Raw genomic sequence first — 26,465 nt, 5'->3', positions numbered from 1 at the left:
ACGGGGCAAAGTGTGCGGATCGGGACAGTGACGGGACGGACGCAGGGGACAGTGCCCCGGGAAGAATCCCCGAACGGACGGGGCAAACTCCGTGGATCAGGACGGGCAGGACGGATGCAGGGGACGGATGCCGGACCCGGATGCCTCGATATGCCAGTATTTAGAGACACCCGCTCGACTTCCCCCCGAGCTCCCGGCACGAAGGTCGCCGGGAAGCGGCACGCCGGAGCATGACCGGCAGGGGACTTCCCCATGAGAGCCGCAGATATGCCCCAGGATGCCCCCCGCGTCCTCGTCGTCGACGACGACCCCGACGTCGCCCTGCTCGTGAAGACCGTGCTCGAGAGGCGCGCCGGCTGCGAGGTCGTCGTCGCCACCGACGGTCACGCGGCCGTCGAACGCCTTGCTGGCTTCTCGCCCGACGTCGTCGTCACCGATATCGAGATGCCGGGCTTCGACGGCCTTCAGCTGCTGGCGGCGCTCCGCCGCGACGACCCGCTACTGCCGGTCATCGTGATGACCGCGCACGTCTCCGTCGAGTACGCCGTCTCGGCGCTCCGCGCGCAGGCGGACGAGTTCCTCACCAAGCCGCTCGACAACACCCGCCTGGTCGAGGCCGTGACCCGGCTCGTCGCCGAGGGGCGGGCGCGGCGTGAGGCGAACCGGCCGCACGAGGTCGTGCTCGCGATCGGCGCGCACCCGGATGACGTCGAGATCGGCGTCGGCGGCATCCTCGCGGCCCACGCGCAGGCGGGCGACGCCATCACGATCCTGACGCTGTCGCGCGGAGCACGCGGCGGCGACGCCGACAGCCGCCAGCACGAGTCCCTCGCCTCGGCGGAGATGCTCGGCGCACGCCTGTTCGTCAAGGACCTCGTCGACACGGAGATCTCCGGTGGTGGCGCCACCGTACGGCTGATCGAGGAGGTCGTGCAGGAGGTGCAGCCCACCATCGTCTACACCCACTCCTCGAACGACCGCCACCAGGATCACCGGGCCGTGAGCGAGGCGACCATCGCGGCGACCCGCCGCGTCGGAACGGTCGCCTGTTACCAGAGCCCGTCCGCGACGATCGACTTCCGACCGACGCGCTTCGTGCGGATCGACCAGTTCATCGCGCAGAAGCTCCGATTGCTGGAGTGCTTCGGCTCGCAGACGGCGACCCGGGACTACCTCGAGCCCGATTTCGTGACGGCCACCGCCCGATACTGGTCGCGTTTCGGCGGGGGAGCAGCGGTCGAGCCACTGGAGGTCGTCCGCGAGACCGCCGAGTTCATCGGCGCTCACGAACTCACCCGACGGGAGAGCTGATGACCGCGCGTGTACTGGTGACCGGCGCAGGGGGACCTGCCGGAGTGGCCGTGATCCGCTCGCTCCTGCGACGCTCCGACCTCGAGGTGTTCGCCGCCGACATGGACGGCTGGGCGAGCGGGATCTACCTGGTGCCCCCGACCCATCGCCGACTGGTGCCGCCGGGGCGCGACGACGACTTCGTGCCGGCGATCGCGCGGATGGTGGCCGACGACGAGCTCGACCTCGTGATCTCGACCGTCGACGTCGAACTGATCGCCCTCGCCGACCGTCGGGATGAGATCGCTCCCGCCGTGCTCGCCGCTCCCTCGCAGGAGACGCTCGCGACGGCTCTCGACAAGCTGCTGCTCGCCGAGCGCTGCGAGGCCACGGGGCTGACCCCGCGCACCGTGCTCGCGGGTCCGGACGCCGCGCGCGTCGACTGGGAGTTCCCGGTGTTCGCCAAGCCTCGCCAGGGTGCGGGCAGCCGCGGCGTCCGACTCGTGGCCGACCGCGCGGCCCTCGAGGCACTCCCACTGGACGAGGGGCTCATCGTCCAGGACTACCTCCCGGGCGAGGAGTACTCGGTCGACGTGATCGCCGACGCGACAGGGAAGGTCGTCGCTGCCGTTCCCCGCACGCGAGCTCGCGTCGATTCCGGGGTCGCAATTGCTGGTCGGACCGTGCACGACGATGAGCTCGAGCAGGCTGCGGCGTCCATCGCCAAGGCCATCGGACTGGTCGGGGTGGCCAACGTCCAGCTGCGTCGTGACCGTGCGGGACGAGCCGTGCTGCTCGAGGTCAACCCGCGGTTCCCCGGTGCGCTGCCCCTCACGATCGCCGCCGGCGTCGACATCCCCTCACTCGTGGCCGACCTGTTCCTCGGGCGCGAGATCCCGGCCGAGGTCCCTTTCCGCGAGATCGCATCCGTGCGATTCCTGGAGGATGTGATCCTCGAGATCGACGACGTCCTCGAGTCCGCGCACGCCGGGCATCAGGAGGAGCTGTGACCCACTCCCTGCTGCGCGGCGACCATCACGTCCACTCGACCTTCTCGGACGACGCCGTCTCCTCCCTCGAGGAGAACGTCGCGGCCGCGTCCGCCCGCGGACTCGAGACGGTGCGCCTCGTCGATCACGTGCGCCGCTCGACGACGTGGGTCCCCGAGTACCTCGCGGCGGCCCGCGCGCTGCACGTGCCGGAGGAGCTCACGGTGCTCACGGGCGTCGAAGCGAAGATCCTGGATGCCGCGGGCGAGCTCGACATCCCCGAGCTGCCGTCCGGGATCGACCGGATCCTCATCGCCGACCATCAGTTCCCCGGAGTCGACGGGCCGCTCGGTCCGAGCGTGGTCCGCGAGCGCATCGAGGCGGGGTGGGCCCCGCAGGATGTGCTGGACGTGCTGGTCTCGGCGCTGATCGCCACCATGCGCCGGCATCCGGGCAACCAGCTCGCGCACTGCTTCTCGCTCCTGCCGAAGATCGGCCTGTCCGAGGCCGATCTCGGGGTCGAGCGCATCGACGCCTGGGCTCGAGCGGCCGCCGAGACCGACACGCTGGTCGAAGTCAACGAGAAGTGGGGGTGCCCCGGCATCCCGCTCCTGGATGCGCTGCAGCAGGCGGGCGCGGGAATCGTCGCCTCGACGGACAGCCACGACGCGTCCGAGGTCGGACGCTACACGCGGGTGGCCGAGATGCTGGACGGATGGGAGGGGCGCTGATGTCGGACCTGCACTGGATCGAGACCACGGTCGTCGTGATCCTCCTGCTCTGCGTGCTCGTCGGTACGCTCCCGGTGATCAACACGGGGCTGCAGTTCCTCGCGCTGCCGGTGCACGCGTTCCGCAACCACTACGGCAAGGCGGCCCCTCACCATCCCAGGGTCGCGGTGCTGATCCCGGCGTGGAACGAGGGGCTGGTGCTCGGCCAGGCGATCGAGCGGCTCATGCAGCTGGAGTATCCGGCCGATCGACTGCGCATCTTCGTGATCGACGACGCGTCGACCGATGACACCCCGCAGGTGGTCGGGGCGAAAGAAGCCGCGTACCCCGGGAGGGTCGTGCATCTGCGCCGCGACAAGGGCGGCGAGGGCAAGGCGCACACCCTCAACCACGGGCTGGATGTCGTGCTCGCGGACGACTGGACCGAGTCCGTGCTCATCATGGACGCCGACGTCATCTTCGCGAGGGACTCGCTGCGCAAGATGAGCCGGCACCTCGCCGACGAGAAGGTCGGAGCCGTCACGGCGTACATCGCGGAGGGCAGCCGCGACCGCAACTACCTCACCCGTTTCATCGCGATCGAGTACGTGATCGGGCAGCTCTCCGCCCGTCGAACGCAGAACGTCGGGGGAGCGATCGCCTGCCTCGCCGGCGGTGCGCAGCTGCACTCCCGTGCGAACCTCGAGGCGATCGGCGGGCGGATCCCCACCGGCACGCTCGCCGAGGACACGATGACCACCTTCGAGGGTCAGCTCGCGGGCCGACGGATGGTCTTCGAGCCGCATGCCGTCGTCCTGGCGGAGGAGCCCCGCACGATCGACAGCCTCTGGAAGCAGCGCCTGCGCTGGGCCAGGGGCAACGTGCAGCTGACGTCGATCTACCGCCACCTGTGGTTCCGACCCCGTCGCGAGCACAATCTGGGCAGCTTCGCGTTCGGGCTCGCCTGGTTCACGATCCTGCTGCTGCCGGCGTTCATGATCCTCGCGGCCTCCGCGATGCTCGCGCTGCTCATCCTGCACAGCGACATCGCCGAGTTCGTGTTCCGCTTCATGTGGATCTCCGCCGCCTGCATCTACCTGTTCTCGATGCTCTACGCGGTGCAGCTCGACGGCCGGATCGGTCGCCAATCGTGGCGCGAGGCGCTCATGTTCCCGGGACTGGGGGCGCTCCTCCTCATGGTGATCGCGCTCTTCCCCTGGCTCTTCGAGGGGATGCTGGGCGGCACCGGTGCGGAGATCACCGACCAGACCCGGTTCACGTGGGCGGTGGTGTTCTACCTGTGGGGCCCGATCTCGATGCTGGGCATCTGGCTCGCCAGGGTCGTCGAACCGCTGCCAGGGGGTCGCTTCTTCGCCGGACTGCTGCTGTATGTCTGCGGCTACGGCTCACTGCTGTGCGCCATCACCGTCGATTCGTACATCAAGGAATGGCGTCGCGCCGACGCCGCATGGATCAAGACCGAGAAGATCGGACGGGTCGACTCATGACCGACGCACCCTCATACGCAGCCGAGGAGGAGGAGATCGCGGCGGATGCCAGGCGCGAGAAGCTCCTGATCCCGCAGGCCCTGCTGGCTCTCGGCGTCGTCGTCGTGATCGTCATCGTGCGAGAGCTGCTGCTGTGACCTCCGGGCGGCCGCTGGCCCTCGTCGTCGAGGACAGTGCGGACCAGAGCGATCTCCTGCGCCGATACCTGGATCGCGAAGGGTTCGACGTGTTCGCGGCCGTCGACGCGGAGTCCGCCATCGCCGCCTTCCCCACGATCACACCCGTCGTAGCCGTGATCGACCTCCTCCTGCCGGGCATCTCCGGAGAGGAGTGCGCCCGCCTCGTGCAGGAGCGCTACCCGGACTGCTTCCTCATCGTCAGCTCGGTGCTGGACGTCGCCGACTACCCCGACGCCGACGCCGCGCTGCCCAAGCCGATCGTCGGAGCGGATCTGCGCCGCCTGCTGCGGGAAGTGCCGCGATGAACACCACCACCAGCACCGTGCAGGCCACCATGGAACGCGGGTGGCGCCGGTACTTCGACGAACCGACGCCGCTCATGAAGCAGGGGCCGACCGCGATCGCGGTCGGGGTCGCCGCCGTGCTCATGTGGGCGATCCCCAACATCCCGGTCACCGACCCCGTTGTCGCCGTCCTCGGGCTCGTCACGATCGCCGCGGTGACGGCGCTCGCCGCCGTGCTCTCGGTGCGCGGCGTGTACGACGGCTGGGTCGTGATGCTCATCCCGATGATCGACATCCTCGGGCTCGGTGCGATCAGGGCGGGCACCGGAGGGCCGGCGTCGCTCTTCTCCTCGTTCGTCCTGCTGCCCGTGATCTGGATCGCCGCGGCACCCGGCCGACGCCAGGTGATCATCGTCGGCGTCTTCTCGTCGGTGGCGCTGCTGATGCCGAACCTCATCGACCCCCCGGAGGACCCGGTCGCGTGGCTGCGTGGCGTGATCGGCCCGCTCGTGTTCGCGACAGTCGGCGCCATCGTCAACGAGCTGTCGCGTCTGCAGCGCCTGCGCACAGCCCAGGCCGAAGCGCACGTCGCCGAGCGGACCGAGGCGCTGGCGGCGAAGCAGGCCATGCTCGAACAGCTCACGGCGAGCGAGCAGCAGTACCGCTCGCTTTCCGAATCGTTCACGAGCCTGTGGAACTCGATCACCGGGCAGGCTGTCATCGCCACGGACAACTGCGGCACGATCACGGCCTGGAATCCGGGTGCGGTGCGCCTGCTCGGGATGCCCGTGCAGGAGGCGCTCGCCGAGGTCCGCGTCGACAGGTTCTTCCCCTCGCACGTGCTGGCGCAGTTCGCCCTGGACGGCGCGGGGCGCTCCGAGGACGGGCTGCACCCAGGGCTGCGGGCGCTGTTCGACGATGCGGATGCCGGAGTCCCGGTGGATTCGCACATCGACGTCGCGACCGTCGGCGGATCGACCGTCCCGGCGCGCGTGACCGTCACCCCGTACCAGGACTCGGACGGATCGAAGCACGGGTATCTCCTCGTGATCACCGATGAGACGAGGGCGGTCGAGGTCGCACGGATGAAGGACGAGTTCGTGGGCATGATCTCCCACGAGCTGCGCACGCCGCTGAGCGCCATCATCGGCTTCCTCGATCTGCTGAAGAACGATCCGGCGCAGCCGCTGAGCGTCGACCAGCAGGAGTTCGTCGGGATCATCGAGCGCAACGCGCAGCGCCTGCTGAACCTGGTCGGCGATCTCCTCTTCACGGCGCAGGTCGAGTCGGGGCGTTTTCCGCTGGAGCGCGCCGAGGCCGACGTCACGGAGCTGGTCCGCTCCGCGGTCGTCTCCGCCGGCCCGCATGCGCAGCGGGAGGGCATCGACATCGTCGCCGACGTGCCCACGACCCCGGTGCGAGTCTCGGTGGATTCCGGACGCATCGGTCAGGCGCTCGACAACCTGCTCTCGAACGCGATCAAGTTCACCGGCGAAGGCGGACGTGTGAGCGCGAGCGTCCGTCAGGTCGACGGCGGCGTCGAGCTCGCCGTGCGGGACACCGGCGTCGGCATCCCGGAGGACGAGCAGGGGATGCTGTTCACCCGCTTCTTCCGCGCCTCCACGGCGACCAGGAACGCCGTGCCCGGTGTCGGTCTCGGCCTCACCATCACCCGGGCGATCGTGCTCGCGCACGGCGGCACGATGGACGTCACCAGCCAGGAGGGCGTCGGCACCGAGTTCCGGATGCTGCTGCCCGCCGCCCCGCGCACCGAGGTCATCCCGGTGGTGGATCGCCGGTGATCGTCGGCGTGCGCCTGTTGCTGATATCCTGATCGGCTCGCCATGCGGGCGGAAGGATGGCGCGCACGGTGGGATATATCGATGTAGCGGGGGTCTCCCTGACCCTCCCCGACGGCAGGCCGCTGTTGGACGAGGCGACGTTCCGCGTCGGCTCCGGATCGACCAGTGCTCTGATCGGACCCAACGGCGCAGGCAAGACCACCCTGCTCCGGGTGATCCGCGGCGACCAGCAGGCGGATGCCGGGGTCGTCACGATCGACGGCGGACTCGGCGTGATGGACCAGTTCGTCGGCCACGGCGAGTCGGGTCAGACGGTGCAGGAGCTGCTGGTGCGGGTCGCCCCTCGGCGGATCCGTGCGGCTGCCGAGACGCTCGAGGCCGCGGAGAACGCCCTGATCGAACGCGACGAGCACGACACTCAGATGGCGTACGCGACGGCGATCGCCGAGTACGCGGATGCCGGGGGATACGAGCACGAGACGGTGTGGGATCAGTGCACCGTGGCCGCTCTCGGCGTCCCCTACGAGCGTGCCCGATTCCGCGAGCTCACGACGCTCTCGGGCGGTGAGCAGAAGCGGCTCGCTCTGGAGGCGCTGCTGCGCGGCCCCGACGAGGTGCTGCTGCTCGACGAGCCGGACAACTACCTCGACGTGCCGACCAAGCGGTGGCTCGAGGAGCAGCTGCGTCAGACGCCGAAGACGGTGCTGCTGGTGTCGCACGACCGCGAGCTGCTCGCTCGGGCCGTCGACCGGCTGATCACGCTCGAACCGGGTGGCGCCGGTGCGTCGGCCTGGGTGCACGGCGGCGGCTTCGCCACGTACCACCAGGCGCGCAGCGACCGCATGGACCGTCTCGACGAGCTGCGCAGGCGTTGGGACGAGCAGCACGAGAAGCTGCGAGTGCTCGTCGCGACCCTCAAGGTCAAGGCGTCGGCCAATGACGGGTTCGCCTCGCGCTACCAGGCGGCCCAGACCCGCCTGCGCAAGTTCGAGGAGGCGGGTCCGCCGGAAGAGCGGCCGCCCGCCCAGGACTTCGACATGCGACTGCGCGGCGCCCGCACGGGGAAGCGGGCCGTGGTGGCGCGGCGCCTCGAGCTGACGGGACTGATGCATCCGTTCGACGCCGAGGTCTGGTACGGCGACCGGGTCGCGGTGCTCGGATCCAACGGCTCCGGCAAGTCCCACTTCCTGCGCCTGCTCGCACGCGGCGGGAGCGACCCCGATCCGACGCTCGGTCACGTGACGTCGACCGGCGAGCAGCTGGCGGAGGTCGCGCACTCCGGACGGGCGACGCTCGGCGCGCGGGTCGTGCCAGGACTGTTCGCGCAGACTCACGCGCACCCCGAGTTCGTCGGACGCACGCTGCTCGAGATCCTGCACAGGGGAGACGAGCGACGGGCGGGCATGCCGCGGGATGCGGCGAGCTCGGCGCTGGACAGGTACGGTCTGGTGCGCCAGGCGCAGCAGACGTTCGAGTCGCTGTCCGGCGGTCAGCAGGCCCGGTTCCAGGTGCTGCTGCTCGAACTCTCGGGCGCGACGCTGCTGCTGCTCGACGAGCCCACCGACAACCTCGACATCGAGTCGGCGGAGGCGCTCGAGGAGGCGCTGCGACGCTTCGAGGGGACGGTGCTCGCGGTCACGCACGACCGCTGGTTCGCCCGCTCGTTCGATCGGTTCCTCGTCTTCGGCTCCGACGGCGAGGTGTACGAATCCGACACCCCGGTGTGGGACGAGCGCCGGGTGGCGCGGGCGCGCTGACGCGCGCTCGCGCTGCCGTGCCCTTCCGGCTTCAGGGAAGCCGGAAGGGCCCGGCCGCCAGCGCCGACGGGTCGAGCGCGAGATCGGCGAGCGTGGCACCGATGCCCGGTGCGAACTTGAAGCCGTGTCCGGAGAACCCCGCGCCGACGACGATGCGTCCACGACGATCGAGCACGAAGGTGCCGTCGTCGGTCGAGGTGTACGTGCAGCTGATCGGGACGGCGGATGCCGCGTCGAGGCCGGGCATCCACTCGCGCACGTACGTGGCCAGGGCAGCGGCGTGCGTCGTCGCGTGCGGGCGCGCGTCCGGGTCGACCACATCTCCCACCCGGTGGAAGCCGACCTTGACGCCCTCACCCGGGGTGGGCATGCCGTAGACGGTCGCCGGGTAGCGGGCGGTGTCGACGTAGTGGTTGAACGACGGCCAGGACGCGTACGACGAGGGGGCGAAATGCGCGGGGGACTCCTCGGTGACCTCGAGCCGCGGGAGACGGATGCTCGGAAGCATCCGCTGTGTCCACGCGCCTGCGGTGACGACGACGACCTCGGCCCGCTCCGTGGCATCCGCCAGGACGATCTCGACACCCCGATCCGTCTCCTCGACACGCCTCACGGGCGTCTCCCAGCGCACCTCGCCCCCGGCCCCGACGATGCGTCGCTCGAGCTCGAGCAGCGCGGCTGAGGCGCGGGCGACACCGGCGTCACGCGAGAACAGCACGGGATCCTCGAAGCGCATGCCCGTCCAGCGGGCCGAGGCCTCGCCCGCTGACAGCACCTCGGCGTGGATGCCGCGCGCGTCCAGGCGCCGTGCGATGCCTTCGACGTCGACCTCGCCGTGCGTGACGAGCCCGTGCAACCGCAGCAGCGGCTGGCCGTCGACGCGGCCGAGGGCCTCCCATCCCGCGCGGGAGCGGACCAGCAGATCGAGGTAGTGCTCCTCGTCGTAGGAGTTGTTGAAGTTGCGGGTCGCGCCGTGCGAGGCGCCCTCGTGATGCCCGCGCGCGAAGCGCTCGTAGACGACCGGCCTCAGCCCCCGTCTCGTGAGTTCCCATGCGGTCGCGAGACCCATCACGCCGCCGCCGATGACGGCGACCTCGCCGGTGTGCGTCACAGTGCCTCCGATTCCGCTCCCAGTCTCGCAGCCGTCGGCATGCTCGTGCGCGCCCGGTAGTCTGGGGTGGTGACCATGGAGATCGAGCTGGGCCGAGGCAAGCGCGCGCGTCGCGCGTACACGTTCGACGACATCGCGGTGGTGCCCTCACGGCGCACCCGGAACCCGGAAGACGTGTCGACCGCGTGGACGATCGACGCCTTCGGCTTCGGCATCCCCGTGCTCGGAGCGCCGATGGACTCCGTCGTGAGCCCGCAGACCGCGATCATGCTCGGTCAGCTCGGCGGACTCGGCGTCCTCGATCTCGAAGGGCTGTGGACGCGTTATGAGAACCCGGAGCCGCTGCTGGCCGAGATCGCCGGTCTCGACGAGGGCAAGGCGACGGCGCGGATGCAGCAGCTGTACGCCGAGCCGATCAAGCCCGAGCTCATCAGGCAGCGCATCGCGGAGATCCGCGAGGCAGGCGTGACCGTCGCCGGCTCCCTGACCCCGCAGCGCACCCAGGAGTTCTATGACACGGTCGCCGCCGCGGGCGTCGACCTGTTCGTCATCCGGGGCACGACCGTCTCGGCGGAGCACGTGTCGAGCGTCGACGAGCCCCTGAACCTCAAGAAGTTCATCTACGACCTCGATGTGCCCGTCATCGTCGGCGGTGCCGCGACCTACACGGCTGCCCTGCACCTGATGCGCACCGGCGCGGCCGGCGTGCTCGTCGGCTTCGGCGGGGGAGCGGCGTCGACGACCCGCGCGACCCTCGGCATCCACGCCCCGATGGCCACGGCCGTCTCGGATGTCGCCGCTGCTCGCCGCGACTACCTCGACGAGTCGGGCGGACGCTACGTGCACGTGATCGCGGACGGCGGCGTCGGCACCTCGGGCGACATCGTCAAGGCGCTCGCGATGGGGGCTGACGCGGTCATGCTCGGTGTCGCGCTCGCCCGCGCGACGGATGCACCCGGTCGCGGCTTCCACTGGGGCCCCGAAGCGCACCACCCCAAGCTCCCGCGCGGTCGTCGCGTCGAGGTCGGCGGCATCGGCACCCTCGAGGAGATCCTCTATGGTCCTGCTCCCGTCGCGGACGGCACGGCGAACCTGATCGGCGCGCTGCGCAAGTCGATGGCCACCACCGGATACTCCGACCTGAAGGAGTTCCAGCGGGTCGAGGTCGTCCTCGCGCCCTACGAGGCCTGAGGCCCCGCTCGTCACCGTGACTGCTCCCGCTCTGTTCCCGCCGACCCTTCGCGAGGTCATGCTCCGGGGACGCTGGATCGGGATGCTCGTGATGTGCCTCGTGGTCGCCGGTGTCTTCGCCTGGCTCGGTCAGTGGCAGCTGGAACGAGCCATCGACACCGATCCGCCTCCCGCCGGAGCCACCGAGCAGGTGCGGCCGCTCACCGATGTGGTCGAGCCCGGCGCCTACCTGCCGGAGCCGCTTGTCGGACAGAAGGTCGAGACGTCGGGCACCTGGGTTCCCGACGACTTCCTCGTGGTGTCCGGTCGCTTCAACGACGGCGTCGAGGGCTACTGGGTGACCGGTCAGCTGCGGGTGGCCGAGCGCACCGCCATCGCGGTCGCGATCGGCTGGGCGCCCGACCGCGCCAGCGCCGATGCGGCGGCGGACGAGCTGAACTCGGGTGACCCCGAGGCGACGATCACGGGCCGTCTCATCTCGGATGAAGGCCCGTCGGTGCCGCCGAAGGACGACCCGCAGCGCATGGACCGCATGTCGACGGCCGCGTTGCTGAGTCAGTGGCACGACACCGATCAGCTCGACGTGTACCGGCCGTATCTCGCGTCGACGACCGCCTCGGCAGGACTCACCGACATCGCCTCCCCTGCGCCGGAGGAGCAGTCGCCCGTCAACTGGCTGAACGTGTTCTATGCCGCGGAGTGGGCCATCTTCGCCGGCTTCGCCTTCTACCTCTGGTATCGACTGGCCAAGGACGCCTGGGAGCGCGAGGTCGAGGAGTTCGAGGACGCTGCCGCCGCCGACGGATCCGCCTGAGGATCCGCGCATTCGCGCGGCTTCGGGCGCGCATCCGAGCGTGACGTGCCGCAGCGTTCCACCTTCGTCGGGGGTGCGGATAGGCCATTCGGTGAGCGCTCGATGACCAATGGGAAAACTCCGTTGAGGTTGTCCGAGGGCGTCCGTAAGCTCGCTCACATGTGCGTGAGCTGTGAGCGCGCACAGCCACGGTTTCACGAGAGCCGTCGCCAGACGATACCGAGGAGACAACACCGATGATGTCCGCTCCCGACGCCGCGAACCGCCAGGTTCCCGCGTCAGATCGCAGAGGCGGGGGCCGTCTCGGCATCCTCGCCGCCACCTGCGTCGCAGCTCTCGGCGCCGGCGCCCTGATCGCCGCGCCCGCGTCCGCCAACGTCGCAGGGACGGGGGTGGTCATCAACGAGGCGTACCTCTCCGGAGGCAGCGCCGGTGCGGCTTTCACGAACAAGTTCGTCGAGCTCTACAACCCGACCGCGTCGCCCGTCACGCTCGACGGCCTGTCGCTGCAGTACCGCTCGGCTACGGGAACCGGCCCCTCCAACGGCGTCGCGCCGCTGACCGGTGTCATCCCCGCGGGCGGTCACTACCTCGTGCAGGCGGGCAGCAACGGCGCCAACGGCGCTGCGCTGCCGACGGCCGACGCGGTGAGCACGCTCAACCCCAGCGGCACGAACGGCACGCTCGCCCTCGTCGAGGGAACCACGGCCGTGACCCTCGCCCCCGGCTCGGTCACGGGCGGCGCGGGTGTCGTCGACGTGCTCGGCTACGGAACCTCGAACACGTTCGAGACCGCGGCGGCGACCCCGCCCGCGGGAAACAGCGACGTCAAGTCCCTGAACCGCACCGACGGCAAGGACACCGACGACAACAAGGCCGACTTCAGCCTTTCGGCGACGATCACGCCGCAGAACACCGGCGGCACCGATCCTGATCCCGACCCCGACCCCGACCCCGATCCCGACCCGACCGAGGTGTCCATCGCCGAGGTGCAGGGCACGACGGGCGTCTCGCCGCTGAGCGGCCAGACCGTCACGGTCGAGGGCGTCGTCACGGCCGACTACCGCACCGGCGGCTACAAGGGCATCGTCATCCAGACCGAGGGTTCCGGCGGCGCCGAGGACGCGACACCGGGAGCATCCGACGGCGTCTTCGTCTACCTCAACGCGCTGGCGCCGACGCTCGAGATCGGCGATCTCGTCTCGGTGACCGGAGCGGTCAGCGAGTACTTCGGTCAGACCCAGATCAACCCCACGGCGCTCTCCGGCATCTCGGTGGTGCAGGCGGATGCCGGTGTGCCGGCGCTCACCCCGCTTCCCGACACCGCGGTCGGAGCCGACCGCGAGCAGTACGAGAACATGTACGTCGCCCCCGAGGGCAGCTATCGCCTCGCGTCGAGCCACCAGCTCTTCAACTTCGGCGCCCTGTGGCTGAACGTCGGCGGTGACCTCAACGTCAAGAGCACCGAGACCACGCGTCCGGGCGATGAGGCGGCGGCGATCACCGCGGCGAACCGCGCGAACCGCATCCTCCTCGACGACGGCTGGTCGATCCAGGTCACCAACAACGGCCACCCGGGGCAGCAGCCGTACTTCGCGAAGGACACCGTCGTGCGCAACGGCGACACGGTCGACTTCGGTGACAACGGCTACGTACTGCAGTACGGCTTCGACGACTGGCGGCTGCAGCCCGTCGTGCCGATCGACGACTCGTCCTCCGACGAGCTGAAGGTCGACTTCGAGGCGACGAACCCGCGCACCGACTCCGCACCGTCGGTGGGCGGCGACGTCCAGGTCGCGTCCTTCAACGTCTTCAACTACTTCACGACTCTGAAGAGCGAGAACTCCAACGCTCGGGGCGCGGCGAACGCCGCTCAGTTCGAGATCCAGAAGTCGAAGATCGTCGCCGCCATCAACGGGCTGGACGCCGAGATCGTGTCGCTCATGGAGATCGAGAACTCGATCAAGCTCGGCGGCACGCTCGACGAGGCGCTCGCCGATCTGGTCGACGGTCTGAACGACGCCCTCGGCAGCGAGGAGTGGGACTACGTCCGCACCCCCGACGAGCTGAACGACTCGACGACGACCGACTTCATCACCAGCGCGATCATCTACAAGAAGGATGCCGTCGAGACCGTGGGCGACAGCCTCACCGTGACCGACGAGAGCGTCTGGGGCAACGCCAGGGAGCCGATCGCCCAGGCATTCGACATCGACGGACGCGTCGTCACCGTCGTCGCGAACCACTTCAAGTCGAAGTCGGCTCCCGAGGGCGGTGGAGCCGAGCCCGCTGACGGTCAGGGATTCTTCAACGCCGACCGCGTGAAGCAGGCGAACTCGCTCAAGGGCTTCACCGCCACCATTGAGGAGACCACCGGCAGCAGCGACATCCTGCTGATCGGCGACTTCAACGCCTACGCGAAGGAGGACCCGATCGAGGTCTTCACCAGCGAGGGCTGGAGCGACGTGGCGCGGGAGAAGGCGCCGGAGGAGCACACCTACACGTTCGACGGCGAGCTCGGCTCGCTCGACCACGTGCTCGCCTCGCCGTCGCTGGCCGAGTCCATCACGGGCGCGGGTGTGTGGAGCATCAACTCGCCGGAGTGGAGCGACCGCGGCTACGCGTTCGGCGCCACCGAGGCCGGTACCCCGTTCCGCTCCAGTGACCACGACCCGATCATCGTCGGCGTCTCCTCGGAGATCCCGCCGGTGAGCATCGACGTCGTCACGATCAACGACTTCCACGGACGCATCGAAGCCGACGGCGCTGCCGCAGGCGCCGCTGTGGTCGCCGGAGCCGTGCAGCAGTTCCGTTCCGAGAACCCGAACACGATCTTCGCGGGCGCCGGCGACCTGATCGGGGCATCGACCTTCACCTCCTTCATCAACGACGACAACCCGACGATCGATGCACTCAATGCGGCTGGTCTCGACGTCAGCGCCGCGGGCAACCACGAGTTCGACCAGGGCTGGGAAGACCTGCGCGACCGCGTGCAGGACCGCGCGGACTGGGAGTACATCTCCTCGAACGTCTTCGTCACCGAGACGGGCGAGCCTGCGCTCGCACCTGCCTGGGTGAAGGAGCTCGACGGCGTGCGCGTCGGCTTCGTCGGCGCCGTCACCGAAGACCTCGACTCGCTCGTCTCTCCTGAGGGCATCGCTGATCTCGAGGTGCGCAGCATCGCCGACTCGGTGAACGCCGTGGCCGACGACCTGCGAGACGGCGACGCCTCGAACGGTGAGGCGGATGTCGTCATCCTGCTCGTGCACGAGGGCGCATCGAGCGTCGAGCTGTCGAGCATCACGCCGGACTCGCCCCTCGGCGAGATCGTCTACGGCGTGGACGAGGACGTGGACGCGATCGTCTCGGCGCACACCCACCTCGCCTACAACCACGTGATCGACGGACGCCCCGTCGTCTCGGCCGGTCAGTACGGCGAGAACCTGGGCCTGATGAACCTGCAGGTCGATCCGAAGACGAAGGAGCTGATCTCGATCACCAACGAGATCAAGCCGCTGACCGCGGGAGGCAAGGCGCTGTACCCGGCGGTTCCCGAGGTCGCCGACATCGTCGCGAAGGCGAAGGCCGAGGCCGACGTGCTCGGTGCGGTCAAGGTCGGCGACATCACTGCCGACTTCAACCGTGCTCGGCAGACGAACGGCTCGGAGAACCGCGGTGGCGAGTCCACCATCGGCAACTTCGTCGCCGACGTGCAGAAGTGGTCCACCGGTGCGGACATCGCGCTGATGAACCCGGGCGGCATCCGTGCCAACCTCACGTACGCCTCGTCGAACGCGAACGATCCCGCCGGCAACGTCACCTACCGTGAGGCGGCGACGGTCCAGCCGTTCGCCAACACCCTGGTGACCCTGACGCTCTCCGGGGCGCAGCTCAAGGGCGTGCTGGAGGAGCAGTGGCAGCCGGCGGGTTCGGCTCGACCGTTCCTCAAGCTCGGAGTGTCGGAGGGCCTGGTCTACACCTACGACCCCGCCGCCGCTCAGGGCTCGCGGATCACGTCGATCACGCTGAACGGGACTCCGATCGATCCTGCCGCGGACTACACGGTCGCCGCGAACTCGTTCCTCGCCGCGGGTGGAGACAACTTCGCCACCTTCAAGGAGGGCGAGGGCAAGCGCGACACCGGGAAGATCGATCTGCAGTCGATGGTCGACTGGTTCGACGCGAACAAGACCGCGACCCCCGACCTCGCCCAGCGCGCGGTCGGTGTCTCGGTCAGCGCGCCGGATGCAGACGGCTACCGCGCGGGCGACCAGGTCACCGTCGCGCTCTCGTCGCTGGCATTCAGCGCGGGGGAGCAGGCGCCGGGTGAGGTGACGCTGTCGCTCGGCGGCACGCAGCTCGCGGCGGGCGCGGTCGACCCGACGATCGTCGACACGACCGACGAGGTCGGTCGGGCGTCGCTCACCTTCACGGTCCCGTCGGGCGTCTTCGGCGAGCAGCAGCTCACCGTCGCCGTCGCCGGCACGGGGACCACGGTGCAGGTGCCGTTCACGATCGAAGGTGAGGAGCCGGTCGAGTTCGCAGGCTCCATCGACCTCGGCTCCTCGAAGGTGACCGCCGGCAAGAAGCTGAAGATCACCGGAGAGGGCTACCAGCCGGGCGAGACCGTGACCGTCGAGCTGCGACCGAAGAAGGGCGCGGCCGTCGAGGTCGGCACCGTTCAGGTCGCGGCCGACGGCACCCTCTCGACCTCGGTGACGGTGCCCAAGAGCACGCAGCCGGGCAAGTACACGGTGGCGGTGGCTCAGGCCGACGGCGACGCGGCGACCGCCACGGTGACCGTCAACCGCGCCGGCGGCATCGGCGGCATCATCGGTGGCATCATCGACTGGTTGTGGGACCTCCTCAACGGATGGTTCTGACCTCGAGAGGCGGCACGTCCGCCTGATACGCACGAAGGCCGTCGGGAGCGATCCCGACGGCCTTCGTCGTGCGTGCGGCGGCCGGGCGGCTTCACCGTGCGTGCGGCGTCCCGGTCCGGTGATGTCATACGTTCCCGCCGATGCATGGTCGAAAGAGCATCCGAATCGGGCCGTTGCGATGCATTTTTGACCACCCACAGGATGCCGAGGCGGGTTCAGCCGCCTCGGCCTCATGCCGCTCCGACGGTCGATGAGGCGCCTCCCCGCCGGTGCGGGGTTAATAGAGCATCCGAATCGGGCAGTTGCGATGCGCAATCGACCACCCACGCGCTGGGGTCGCACGTTCCCGCCGGTGCGGGGTCAAAAGAGCATCCGAATCGGGCAGTTGCGATGCGCAATCGACCACCCACCGGAAGCCGCGGCGGGAGAGGGGTGATCAGGCGGATGCCGCGGTGATCACGCGAGCGGTCACGCGGCGGGGCTGATGACCTCGACCTCCGCCTGCGCGAGAGCAGCCGCGAAAGCGGACTCAGGGGGAGTGTCCGTGACCAGGTAGTCCGCCCGGTCGAGTGTGGTGACCTGAGCGAACAGGCGACGGCCGAACTTCGAGGAATCCGCGAGGATCGCGGTGCGGTCGGCGCGCTGGATCATCTCCGCCATCATGTTCGCGTCGCCCATGTTCGACGTCGAGAACCCGGCTTCGTCGATGGCGCCCACGGCGATCAGGGCCAGGTCGCAGCGGATGTCGACCTCCGGGCCCCCGGGGGTCATCATGAACGTGACGGGTCCGGTCGTGGCCTGGGTGATCGCTCGCACAGCGCCACCGAACACGTAGAGATCGCGGAAGGCCGAGGGTGAGATCTCGGCGGGGATCCGCAGGTTGTTCGTGGCGATCGTCAGATCGCGGTGGTTGCGGAGTGCTCGCGCGAGGGCCAGGGTGGTCGTTCCTGCATTGAGCATCACGACCGCTCCGTCGTCGATGAGCCCTGCGGCGAGCCGCGCGATCGTCTCCTTCTCCTCCGTCTGCAGCCGCAGGCGGACGTCGAGCGCCCGGTCTTTGAGCTGCCCCTCGGCGCTGACGGCTCCGCCGTGCGTGCGGATGACGACGCCCTCACGGTCGAGCTGATCGAGGTCGCGTCGGATCGTGTCGATCGACACGCTGAAGTGCTCGGCGAGACCTCCGACCGTCACCTCGCCGACCTGTTCGACGTAGGCGGCGAGGTCGGCCTTGCGGCCAGCGGGGAGTCGGCGCTTGGACGACGGTGTTGCTTCCATGCAGACATCTCTAGCACAGCTGCGCAGATAAATCGGCAGACTTCGGCAGAGATCGGCATTCCGAATGTCGAGATGATCACTCTGGTTTTTCGCGGAAGAATGCGGATACAGTCGTGAAATCTGTAGTTACAAGTATGAACTCTTGCAGAGAATAGCTTGACGATCCCGCAAACTACGGCATAACATTGCTCAAAACCGCATGAACAAGCACTGAAGCGCGAATGCGGCACGATCTCGAAGAGGAGAAGTGATGATCACAGTGAGGCGTGGGCGACGCATTCTGAAGCTCGCCGGTGCAGCGACGGCAGCCGTGACGGTCCTGGCCGTGGCGGGGTGCACGGCAGGAGACAGCGGAGCCGAGGGCGGGGATGGCGGCGACGTCACCATCGAGTTCGCCCAGTGGTGGGAGCCCGAGCTTCCCGACGGTGAGTTCCGAGCGCTCATCGATGAGTTCGAGGACGCGAACCCGGAGATCACGGTCAAGCTCGTGAGCGGACCGTACGCGTCGACCAAGGAGCAGCTGTTCGCGGGAGCCGCCTCCGGCACCATGCCCGATGTCGTCGGCCTCGACGGCGCCTGGGTCAACGACTTCGCATCCCAGGGCGTGATCGCCGACCTGACGGCGCTGATGAAGGAGTACGACTACGACGACAGCGAGCTCGCCAGCCAGATCCAGGTCGACGACAGCACGTACATGATCCCGGTGGTGAACTTCGTCTACCCGATGTTCACCAACGACACGCTGCTGGCGGATGCGGGCGTCACCGCCCCACCGGCCACGCGCACGGAGTTCGCCGACGCGGCGTCGAAGGTGTCGGCGCTCGGCGGCGACGTCTCTGGTTGGGTCCTCCCGCTGTCGCTCGAAGCACCGAACGGCGTACAGAACGACGTCATGTCGTGGGTGTGGGCGTCCGGCGGGTCGATGCTCAAGGACGGCCAGCCCGACCTGACGAACGACGATGTGACCTCGGCCGTCGACTTCATCGGCGGCATGTGGGACGACGGCTCGATCGCCTCCGGTTCCTTCACCATGAAGGAGCAGGACAAGGTCGAGGAGTTCACCAACGGTCGCGTGGGAATGATGATCGACTCGCTCGCGCACATCAACCTGATCCGCGAGACCAACCCCGACCTGAAGTTCTCGATCTCGGCGCTTCCTGCCGAAGACGGCTACGACGGAGAACGAGGCATCCCCTATGCATCCTGGGGCATCGGCGTGGCCGAGAACTCGGAGCACAAGGAGGCCGCGTTCAAGCTGGTGGAGTTCCTCATGAGCGAGGAGACGAACTCCGAGCTCTCCACGATGGCGAACGCCTTCCCCGGCAACTCGAAGTCGGTTCCCGGATTCGTCGAGGACGACGAGCTGTTCAAGAAGGCGTTCGAGATCTACCAGGCGGGCTACCCGGCCAACGAGTTCACCGGGCTCCCGGTGGCTGAGGAGCTGATGCGTCAGCTCGGAGAGCAGCTGCAGTCGGCCTTCGACGGGCAGCAGTCGGTCGATGACGCGCTCAAGAAGGCGCAGGAGGCCTGGACAGCGGAGTTCTGATCTCCCGCTTCCCGAATGAACGGGGTGCCGCATCGCTCCCGATGCGATGCGGCACCCGACCAACCAAGGAGCCCCGCTTCCCATGAGTCTGAGAACGTCCGACGACACCGAGGTGATCGTCACCGGAGTACCGCTGTCGCGTCGCCGGCGGCAGCTGCGCAAGACGACCGAGTCGTACGCCTTCCTCTCGCCCACGATCATCCTGCTGTTCGTGCTGATGATCGTGCCGATCGTCATGGTGATCGGGTACTCCTTCCAGGACAACGTCATCCTGAACAAGTCGCCCGAGTTCGTCGGGATCGCCAACTACGTGGAGATCCTGTCCGACCCGCGCTTCTGGAAGGCGACGGGCAACACCATCCTCTTCACGGTGACGAGCGTGGTGGCGCACCTGGTCCTCGGTCTCGCCTTCGCCATGATGCTCAACAGTCCGCTGCTCGGTCGGTTCTCCCGATCGTTCTTCCGGGCGCTCTACGTCCTGCCGTGGCTCTTCACGGTCGCCGTGATCGCCGTCCTCTGGCGCATGCTCCTCGCCCCCAACGGTGTCGTCAACTTCCTGCTCAACACCGACATCGAGTGGCTTGCGTCGCCGCAGCTCGCGCTCGGCACCATCATCTTCATCAACATCTGGGCTGGATATCCGTTCTTCATGGTGAGTCTGCTCGCGGGTCTCCAGGGCATTCCGAACGAGCTGAACGAGGCGGCCACCGTCGACGGCGCGGGCGCCGTGCAGCGGTTCTGGAACGTGACGATCCCGCAGCTGCGACCGATCATCGTCAGCCTCGTGCTGCTCGACCTGATCTGGACGTCCCAGCAGTTCGCCCTGATCTGGATGACCACGGGTGGCGGCCCGATCGATGTGACCGAGGTGCTCAGCACCTTCACCTACAAGCTCGCCTTCGCGAAGTACGACTTCTCCCTCGCGGCGACCTCCGCCGTGCTGGTCCTGCTCATGTCGATGGTGCTCGCCGTCTTCTACGTCCGTCACCAGAAAGCGAGGGACTGATCATGGCTCTCACCGTGCAAAACCAGCGTCGCGTCGCGAAGACCGGCGTCATGATCGGGCTCATCCTCGGCGCCGTCTTCGCCGCAGGGCCCGTGCTGTGGATGCTGTCGAGCTCGTTCAAGTCGAACACGCAGATCTTCGAACTGCCTCCGCGTCTGATCACCGACACGTTCTCGTTCGACGCGTACATCGCGATCTTCACCAACCCCGAGACGATGCGGTTCTTCCTGAACAGCTACATCGTGGCCGGTGCGGTGACGATCCTGACCCTGCTCGTCGCGATTCAGGCGGCCTACGCCTTCAGCCGCTTCGACTTCCGAGGCAAGCGCATCCTCAACGTGGTGATCGTCAGCGTGCAGGCTGTGCCCCCGATCACCCTCCTGATCCCGTACTTCGGGCTCATGGTGGCCCTCGGGCTCTACAACTCGTATCTCGGGCTGATCCTCACGTACATGGTGTTCACGCTGCCCTACGCGATCATCATGATGACCGGCTACTTCAACACGCTGCCGAAGGAGCTCGACGAGGCTGTGCGCGTCGACGGCGCGGGGTCGATGACCGCCCTCTGGCGGATCCTCGTGCCGATCTCGATCCCCGGCATCGTGTCGGTCGGCATCTACACCTTCATGATCGCGTGGAACGAGTACCTGTTCGCGCTGACGCTGACCCGCACCATCGACATGCGCACGGTGCCCATCGGCATCCAGCTGCTCATGGGGCAGCACTCGTACGAGTGGAACCAGATCATGGCGATGAGCGTGCTCGGGTCGATTCCCGTGCTGATCCTCTTCCTCTTCTTCCAGCGCTATTTCATCAGCGGTCTCACGGCCGGCTCCGTGAAGAGCTGACCCGCTCCGCGCTGACACACGACCACCACGAAACAGGAGAAATCACGTGCTCTACACCGGCAAATCCATCCTCGATGTCGCCAACGAGAACAACTTCGCCATCCCGGCGTTCAACATCAGCGACTGGGCGATGTTCAACGGCATCATGGACATCAGTGAGGAGAAGGCGGCTCCGGTCATCATCGCGATCCACCCCGACGAGGTGTCGCACATCACGACGGACCTCATCCCCGCGATGCACGCCCGCGCGCACCGGTCGAGCGTCCCGGTCGCGATCCACTGGGACCACGGCGGCAGCTACGAGCAGATCATCTCGGCGATCAAGGCGGGCTTCACCTCGGTCATGATCGACGCCTCGCTCCTGCCGTTCGACGAGAACGTCGCGCTCACGCGCAAAGTGGTCGACGCCGCGCACGCCGTGGGAATTCAGGTCGAGGGCGAACTGGGCACGATCGGCGCGAACGACAGCTACGGCGAGTCGGGGGCGGCGGAGATCATCTACACGAACCCGGAAGACGCGGTCCGCTTCGTCGAGGAGACCGGCGTCGACAGCCTCGCGATCGCCATCGGGACCTCGCACGGCCTGTACCCGAGCGACCGGAACCCCGAGCTGCGCCATGATCTGCTGGAGGAGATCAAGGCCGCGATCGGCATCCCGCTGGTGCTGCACGGCGGCTCGTCCAACCCGGATGCGGAACTCCGCCGCGCGGTCGAGCTGGGCGTGAACAAGATCAACATCTCGAGCGACATCAAGGTCTCGTATCACAACCGGATGCGCGAGATCCTCGGCACCGATCAGCGTCTGCGTGAGCCGAACGCGATCCAGCCGGCGGCACTCGAGGCCATGAAGGCCACCGCTGCTGAGAAGATCGAGCTGTTCGGTGCGGACGGCAAGGCGTCGCTGTACTGAATCCGGATCTCGGAAGGATGATCGGCGACGTGGACAGAACGCTCGTACTCGGACTCGGCGGCACCGTCGACTACGAGCTGAGGTGGGATCCGACGGTGTTCGACCGGCTCGCGCACGCGCACGGCGTGCGTCGTCACGAACTCACCACCACGGCGCCGATCACCGATGAACGCTCATTGCTGGTGGCGGTGCTCGCCTTCGTGGCCTCCGGCACCGGGGCGGAACGGTTCGTCGCGTCCTCGGAGGTGATCAAGGCGTTCGTATCGCACTTCACCCACGAGATCACGCTCGGTGGCACCGGGGTGCGAGCGGGGCTCGTGCTGCATGCGCTCGGCATCCCCAGCGTGCAGCACCTCGTCAGCATCGACGACAACGTGCGCCGGCTGCTCCCTGCCTCCCTCTCGTACATCTGCTCCGCCACCGAGGACACGCTCGATCCGCATCTGATCGTGCAGTATCCGGTGGGGGCGCATGTGCGACTGGTCGACGGCGACCTCCTCGCGCCGGCTCCGAACCGACTGATCTTCGCGAACGATCCGCCGAACAGGAGGATGCTGCTGGCGTCCGACCTCGCCGCGACGCTCGAGGACGCGGAGGTGTTCCTCGTGTCCGGCTTCAACACGATGCAGGATCACGACCTGCTCGAGCTCCGTCTCGCCGAGATCCAGCGCGCGCTGCGCTCCCTGCCGACCGACGCCCTCGTCTACTACGAGGACGCGGGGTTCTATTCGCGGCGCTTCGCCGAGACCGTCCGTGCGCGACTCCTGCCGCACATCGACGTGTACGGCATGAACGAGGACGAGCTGCAGGAGTACCTCGGCCGGTCGGTGAACCTGCTCGACGCCGTCGACGTGATCCGGGCGCTCCGCGAGGCTCACATGATCATCCCCGCGCGCACCCTGGTCGTGCACACCCGCTATTGGGCGATCGCCATCGGGCCGGATGCCGGGCAGCACCGCGCGGCGCTCGAGAGCGCCGTCCGGGTGGCGGCGACACGCTACCGGGTCGGCGATGCGCTGACCGCGGCCGACGTCGAGAAGACGTCCGTGATGGGCAGGCATGGGGGAGGGGTCGATCTGGTCGCTGCTGTCGAAGCCGCCCTCGCCGATGCCGCGGGCGTCGGGGCGTTCTCGCTCGATGTCGCGTCCCCCACCACCGTCGGACTCGGCGACACCTTCGTCGGAGGCTTCATCGCCGGAGTCGTGCGATCCAAGGAGGGCGTGTGAGACCCATCGTGCTGCCGTCCAACCGGCCGGCCGAGCGCTTCTACCGAGGGGGCGCTCGGATCAGTGCGTTCCGTGGCGAGGATTCCGACGCGCCACGCGAGCCCGAGGACTGGATCGCCTCGACGACCACCGTCAACGGCGAGCCGGACGTCGGACTCACCACACTGCCCGACGGGCGGATCCTGCGCGATGCGATCGAGCACGATCCGGTGACCTGGCTGGGGGCCGACCACGTCGCACGGTGGGGTGCCGACACGCGCCTGCTCGTGAAGCTGCTGGACGCAGGGCAGCGGCTCCCCGTGCACGCGCATCCGCACGACGACTTCGCGGCGACGCACCTCGGACGAGCGCACGGCAAGGCCGAGGCCTGGTACATCCTGCAGGGCGGCACTGTGCACATCGGCCTGCGGCAGGACGTCGAGGCCGCCGATCTCGCCGCGCTCGTCGAGCGTCAGGACGCCACCACACTGCTCGGTCTGCTGCACGAGGTCGAGGTCGCCGCGGGAGACGTGGTCTGGGTGCCCCCAGGCGAGCTGCACGCGATCGGCGCCGGCGTGCTGCTGCTCGAGCTGCAGCAGCCCGAAGACCTGTCGATCCTTCTCGAGTGGGGAGACTTCGCGATCGACGGCGCGGCGGTCGGCCATCTCGGCCTCGGCTTCGACCGGGCGCTCGCCGCGGTCACCACGACCGCGCGATCGGCCACAGAGCTCGCCGCACTCGTCTCCACCGCGCCCGGATCAGGTTCCGCCTTTCCCTCGGCCGCTGACGAGTACTTTCGACTCGAGCGGGTTCCCGCGCGCGCAGCAGCGATCGTCGACCGAGGCTTCGCGGTCGTGATCGTGAGCGCGGGCGTGGTCGCCGTGGACGGGAAGACCCACCCCGCGGGCACCACACTGCTCGTGCCGGACGCCGCCGGAGCGCTCGACGTGAGGGGCGACGGCGAGCTCCTGGTGGCGCGGCCCCCGGCGCCCTGAGGCCGGAATCGACGCGGATCCACCCCGGCTAGACTGGTGGCATGCCCGAACCGAAAGTCGCCAGCTTTCCGGCGATCCGTGGTGCGCTGAAGTTCTACCAGATCGCGTCGATCATCACCGGAGTCATGCTGCTCCTCCTGGTCGCCGAGATGGTGCTGAAGTACACGCCGATCCGACTCGAGCTCTTCGCGGGAGGCTCCGGGGGCCTGCTCTGGTTCGCGCCCGTCGTCGAGGGGCCTGAGGGTCTGGAATCGACCGGCGACGGACTCAACATCTCGCTCTCGATCCTGGTCGCGCACGGCTGGTTCTACGTCGTGTACCTCTTCGCGTGCTTCCGCATGTGGAGCCTGATGCGCTGGCCGTTCCTGCGCTTCATCCTGCTCGCGCTCGGCGGCGTCATCCCGCTGCTGTCGTTCTTCATGGAGGCCATCGTCGCCCGCGACGTCAAGGCCTACCTCGCTTCGAGGGAGGCCGCCGAGGCCTCCGCCCCTGCCACGGAAGGTGTCCGGTGACCGAACAGTCCGAGACCCAGCAGCGCCCTGCGCTCGTCGTCGACTTCGGCGCGCAGTACGCGCAGCTGATCGCCCGTCGAGTGCGAGAGGCCGGCGTCTACAGCGAGATCGTGCCGCACACCGCCACGGCAGCCGAGATCGCCGAGAAGAACCCGGTCGCGATCATCCTCTCCGGTGGGCCGTCCTCGGTCTACGAAGAGGGGGCTCCGCGTCTCGACCCTGCGGTCTTCGACCTCGGCGTCCCCACGCTCGGCATCTGCTACGGCTTCCAGTACATGGCGCAGACGCTGGGCGGCGAGGTCGCCAACACCGGCCTCCGTGAGTACGGCGCGACGGATGCGGTCATCTCCGGCGACGGCGGCACGCTGCTCGGCGGCCAGCCGGCGGCGCAGAACGTCTGGATGAGCCACGGCGACCAGGTCGCCAAAGCACCCGAGGGCTTCGACGTGCTCGCCACGACGGATGCCACCAAGGTCGCGGCCTTCGCGAACGAGGAGCGCGGCTTCTACGGCGTGCAGTGGCACCCCGAGGTCAAGCACTCCGACCACGGCCAGCAGGTCCTCGAGAACTTCCTGCACAAGGGTGCAGGCCTCGCCTCGGACTGGAACAGCGACAACGTGATCGCCGAGCAGGTCGAGCGCATCCGCGAGCAGGTCGGCGACGCCCGTGTCATCTCCGCTCTCTCGGGCGGCGTGGACTCCGCGGTCTCGACGGCCCTCGTGCACAAGGCGATCGGCGACCAGCTGACCGCGGTGTTCGTCGACCACGGCCTCCTCCGCAAGGGCGAGCGCGAGCAGGTGGAGAAGGACTACGTCGAGTCCACCGGCGTGCGCCTCATCACGGTCGACGCGGCAGACGTCTTCCTCGGCCACCTCCAGGGCGTCACCGACCCCGAGGAGAAGCGCAAGATCATCGGCCGCGAGTTCATCCGCGCGTTCGAGAAGGTCCAGCTCGACCTCGTCGCCGAGGCGAAGGCCTCCGGCGGCGCCCCGGTCAAGTTCCTCGTGCAGGGCACGCTGTACCCCGACGTCGTCGAGTCCGGCGGCGGCGCGGGCACCGCGAACATCAAGTCGCACCACAACGTGGGCGGACTGCCCGATGACCTCGACTTCGAGCTCATCGAGCCGCTGCGCGCGCTGTTCAAGGACGAGGTGCGTGCGATCGGCCGCGAGCTCGGGATCCCCGAGGCGATCGTCGGACGCCAGCCGTTCCCCGGTCCCGGTCTCGGCATCCGCATCATCGGCGAGGTCACGCAGGACCGCCTCGAGATCCTCCGTGAGGCCGACGCCATCGCTCGCGAAGAGCTCACCAAGGCAGGGCTCGACCAGGACATCTGGCAGTGCCCGGTGGTGCTCCTCGCCGACGTCCGCTCGGTGGGTGTGCAGGGCGACGGCCGCACCTACGGGCATCCGATCGTCCTGCGTCCGGTGTCGAGTGAAGACGCCATGACCGCCGACTGGACGCGTCTGCCCTACGACGTGCTCTCGAAGATCTCGAACCGCATCACCAACGGCGTCCGCGACGTCAACCGCGTCGTGCTCGACGTGACCTCGAAGCCGCCGGGGACCATCGAGTGGGAGTGAATGCTCCGCTCGCACCCGCATGACGACGAACGGGCACGGACCATCTCGGTCCGTGCCCGTTCGCGCA

The 26,465-nt window shown here is 68.4% G+C and carries 21 protein-coding genes; 19 read left to right on the top strand and 2 right to left on the bottom strand.

Features of this window, described 5'->3' with window-relative positions; translation table 11 throughout:
- The first annotated feature begins 267 nt into the window (after positions 1 to 267).
- The 8 genes from BLW44_RS14285 (at position 268) to BLW44_RS14255 (ending at position 8,519) form a co-directional block, all read left to right on the top strand.
- On the top strand, positions 268 to 1,311 hold the full coding sequence (locus tag BLW44_RS14285; protein ID WP_060927040.1) for a response regulator: 1,044 nt from the start codon (positions 268 to 270) through the stop codon (positions 1,309 to 1,311).
- Positions 1,311 to 2,300, top strand: coding sequence for an ATP-grasp domain-containing protein (locus BLW44_RS14280; protein WP_060927039.1), 990 nt, complete (start codon positions 1,311 to 1,313; stop codon positions 2,298 to 2,300). The genes BLW44_RS14285 and BLW44_RS14280 overlap by 1 nt, the downstream gene beginning before the upstream one ends.
- Positions 2,297 to 3,010, top strand: a complete 714-nt coding sequence (locus tag BLW44_RS14275) for a PHP domain-containing protein (protein ID WP_060927038.1) — start codon at positions 2,297 to 2,299, stop codon at positions 3,008 to 3,010. The genes BLW44_RS14280 and BLW44_RS14275 overlap by 4 nt, the downstream gene beginning before the upstream one ends.
- Entirely contained in the window at positions 3,010 to 4,497 is a 1,488-nt protein-coding gene (locus BLW44_RS14270) for a glycosyltransferase family 2 protein (RefSeq protein WP_060927058.1), read from the top strand. The genes BLW44_RS14275 and BLW44_RS14270 overlap by 1 nt, the downstream gene beginning before the upstream one ends.
- Positions 4,494 to 4,634, top strand: a complete 141-nt coding sequence (locus tag BLW44_RS18035) for a hypothetical protein (RefSeq protein WP_167347467.1) — start codon at positions 4,494 to 4,496, stop codon at positions 4,632 to 4,634. Before BLW44_RS14270 ends, BLW44_RS18035 begins: the two co-directional genes overlap by 4 nt.
- Entirely contained in the window at positions 4,631 to 4,981 is a 351-nt protein-coding gene (locus BLW44_RS14265; RefSeq protein ID WP_245647406.1) for a response regulator, read from the top strand. The genes BLW44_RS18035 and BLW44_RS14265 overlap by 4 nt, the downstream gene beginning before the upstream one ends.
- Entirely contained in the window at positions 4,978 to 6,762 is a 1,785-nt protein-coding gene (locus tag BLW44_RS14260; protein WP_074731853.1) for a sensor histidine kinase, read from the top strand. Before BLW44_RS14265 ends, BLW44_RS14260 begins: the two co-directional genes overlap by 4 nt.
- 68 nt (positions 6,763 to 6,830) lie before the next feature.
- A complete protein-coding gene (locus BLW44_RS14255) occupies positions 6,831 to 8,519 on the top strand; it encodes an ABC-F family ATP-binding cassette domain-containing protein (protein ID WP_060927055.1) in 1,689 nt (562 codons plus the stop codon).
- Between the two features lie 31 nt (positions 8,520 to 8,550).
- On the opposite strand, the gene BLW44_RS14250 is transcribed toward BLW44_RS14255, so the two are convergent.
- Positions 8,551 to 9,630 (bottom strand): FAD-dependent oxidoreductase, encoded by a 1,080-nt coding sequence (locus BLW44_RS14250; RefSeq protein ID WP_074731851.1) that lies wholly within the window; start codon positions 9,628 to 9,630, stop codon positions 8,551 to 8,553.
- A gap of 75 nt (positions 9,631 to 9,705) precedes the next feature.
- Here BLW44_RS14250 and BLW44_RS14245 point away from each other — a divergent pair, with 75 nt between their 5' ends.
- From BLW44_RS14245 to BLW44_RS14235, 3 genes are all read left to right on the top strand, one after another.
- Positions 9,706 to 10,821, top strand: coding sequence for a GuaB3 family IMP dehydrogenase-related protein (locus BLW44_RS14245; RefSeq protein WP_060927037.1), 1,116 nt, complete (start codon positions 9,706 to 9,708; stop codon positions 10,819 to 10,821).
- 58 nt (positions 10,822 to 10,879) lie between these two features.
- On the top strand, positions 10,880 to 11,635 hold the full coding sequence (locus tag BLW44_RS14240) for an SURF1 family protein (protein WP_167347468.1): 756 nt from the start codon (positions 10,880 to 10,882) through the stop codon (positions 11,633 to 11,635).
- A 236-nt stretch (positions 11,636 to 11,871) separates the two neighbouring features.
- Positions 11,872 to 16,518: an ExeM/NucH family extracellular endonuclease gene (locus BLW44_RS14235; RefSeq protein WP_060927035.1), complete on the top strand. Its 4,647-nt coding sequence runs from the start codon at positions 11,872 to 11,874 to the stop codon at positions 16,516 to 16,518.
- A gap of 468 nt (positions 16,519 to 16,986) precedes the next feature.
- On the opposite strand, the gene BLW44_RS14230 is transcribed toward BLW44_RS14235, so the two are convergent.
- Complete coding sequence (locus BLW44_RS14230) at positions 16,987 to 17,793, bottom strand: DeoR/GlpR family DNA-binding transcription regulator (protein ID WP_060927034.1); 807 nt, start codon at positions 17,791 to 17,793, stop codon at positions 16,987 to 16,989.
- A gap of 250 nt (positions 17,794 to 18,043) precedes the next feature.
- Between BLW44_RS14230 and BLW44_RS14225 the strand changes: the two genes are divergently transcribed.
- The 8 genes from BLW44_RS14225 (at position 18,044) to guaA (ending at position 26,398) form a co-directional block, all read left to right on the top strand.
- Entirely contained in the window at positions 18,044 to 19,339 is a 1,296-nt protein-coding gene (locus BLW44_RS14225; RefSeq protein WP_060927033.1) for an ABC transporter substrate-binding protein, read from the top strand.
- An 82-nt stretch (positions 19,340 to 19,421) separates the two neighbouring features.
- Positions 19,422 to 20,345, top strand: coding sequence for a carbohydrate ABC transporter permease (locus tag BLW44_RS14220; protein WP_060927032.1), 924 nt, complete (start codon positions 19,422 to 19,424; stop codon positions 20,343 to 20,345).
- Between the two features lie 2 nt (positions 20,346 to 20,347).
- On the top strand, positions 20,348 to 21,193 hold the full coding sequence (locus BLW44_RS14215) for a carbohydrate ABC transporter permease (RefSeq protein ID WP_060927031.1): 846 nt from the start codon (positions 20,348 to 20,350) through the stop codon (positions 21,191 to 21,193).
- Positions 21,194 to 21,239: 46 nt separating this feature from the next.
- On the top strand, positions 21,240 to 22,103 hold the full coding sequence (locus BLW44_RS14210; protein WP_060927030.1) for a ketose-bisphosphate aldolase: 864 nt from the start codon (positions 21,240 to 21,242) through the stop codon (positions 22,101 to 22,103).
- 29 nt (positions 22,104 to 22,132) lie between these two features.
- Positions 22,133 to 23,329 carry an ADP-dependent glucokinase/phosphofructokinase gene (locus tag BLW44_RS14205; RefSeq protein WP_139305289.1) on the top strand — a complete coding sequence of 399 codons (1,197 nt, stop codon included), beginning with the start codon at positions 22,133 to 22,135 and terminating at the stop codon, positions 23,327 to 23,329.
- Positions 23,326 to 24,303 carry a class I mannose-6-phosphate isomerase gene (locus BLW44_RS14200; RefSeq protein ID WP_060927028.1) on the top strand — a complete coding sequence of 326 codons (978 nt, stop codon included), beginning with the start codon at positions 23,326 to 23,328 and terminating at the stop codon, positions 24,301 to 24,303. The genes BLW44_RS14205 and BLW44_RS14200 overlap by 4 nt, the downstream gene beginning before the upstream one ends.
- Before the next feature lie 41 nt (positions 24,304 to 24,344).
- Positions 24,345 to 24,815 carry a DUF3817 domain-containing protein gene (locus BLW44_RS14195; protein ID WP_060927027.1) on the top strand — a complete coding sequence of 157 codons (471 nt, stop codon included), beginning with the start codon at positions 24,345 to 24,347 and terminating at the stop codon, positions 24,813 to 24,815.
- Complete coding sequence (gene guaA, locus BLW44_RS14190) at positions 24,812 to 26,398, top strand: glutamine-hydrolyzing GMP synthase (RefSeq protein WP_060927026.1); 1,587 nt, start codon at positions 24,812 to 24,814, stop codon at positions 26,396 to 26,398. Before BLW44_RS14195 ends, guaA begins: the two co-directional genes overlap by 4 nt.
- The last annotated feature ends 67 nt before the right edge of the window (positions 26,399 to 26,465 follow it).

The organism is Microbacterium hydrocarbonoxydans (genome assembly GCF_900105205.1).
Taxonomy (GTDB): domain Bacteria; phylum Actinomycetota; class Actinomycetes; order Actinomycetales; family Microbacteriaceae; genus Microbacterium; species Microbacterium hydrocarbonoxydans.
Note: the sequence above shows the minus strand (reverse complement) of the source record. Positions and strands in the feature narration are given on the sequence as shown.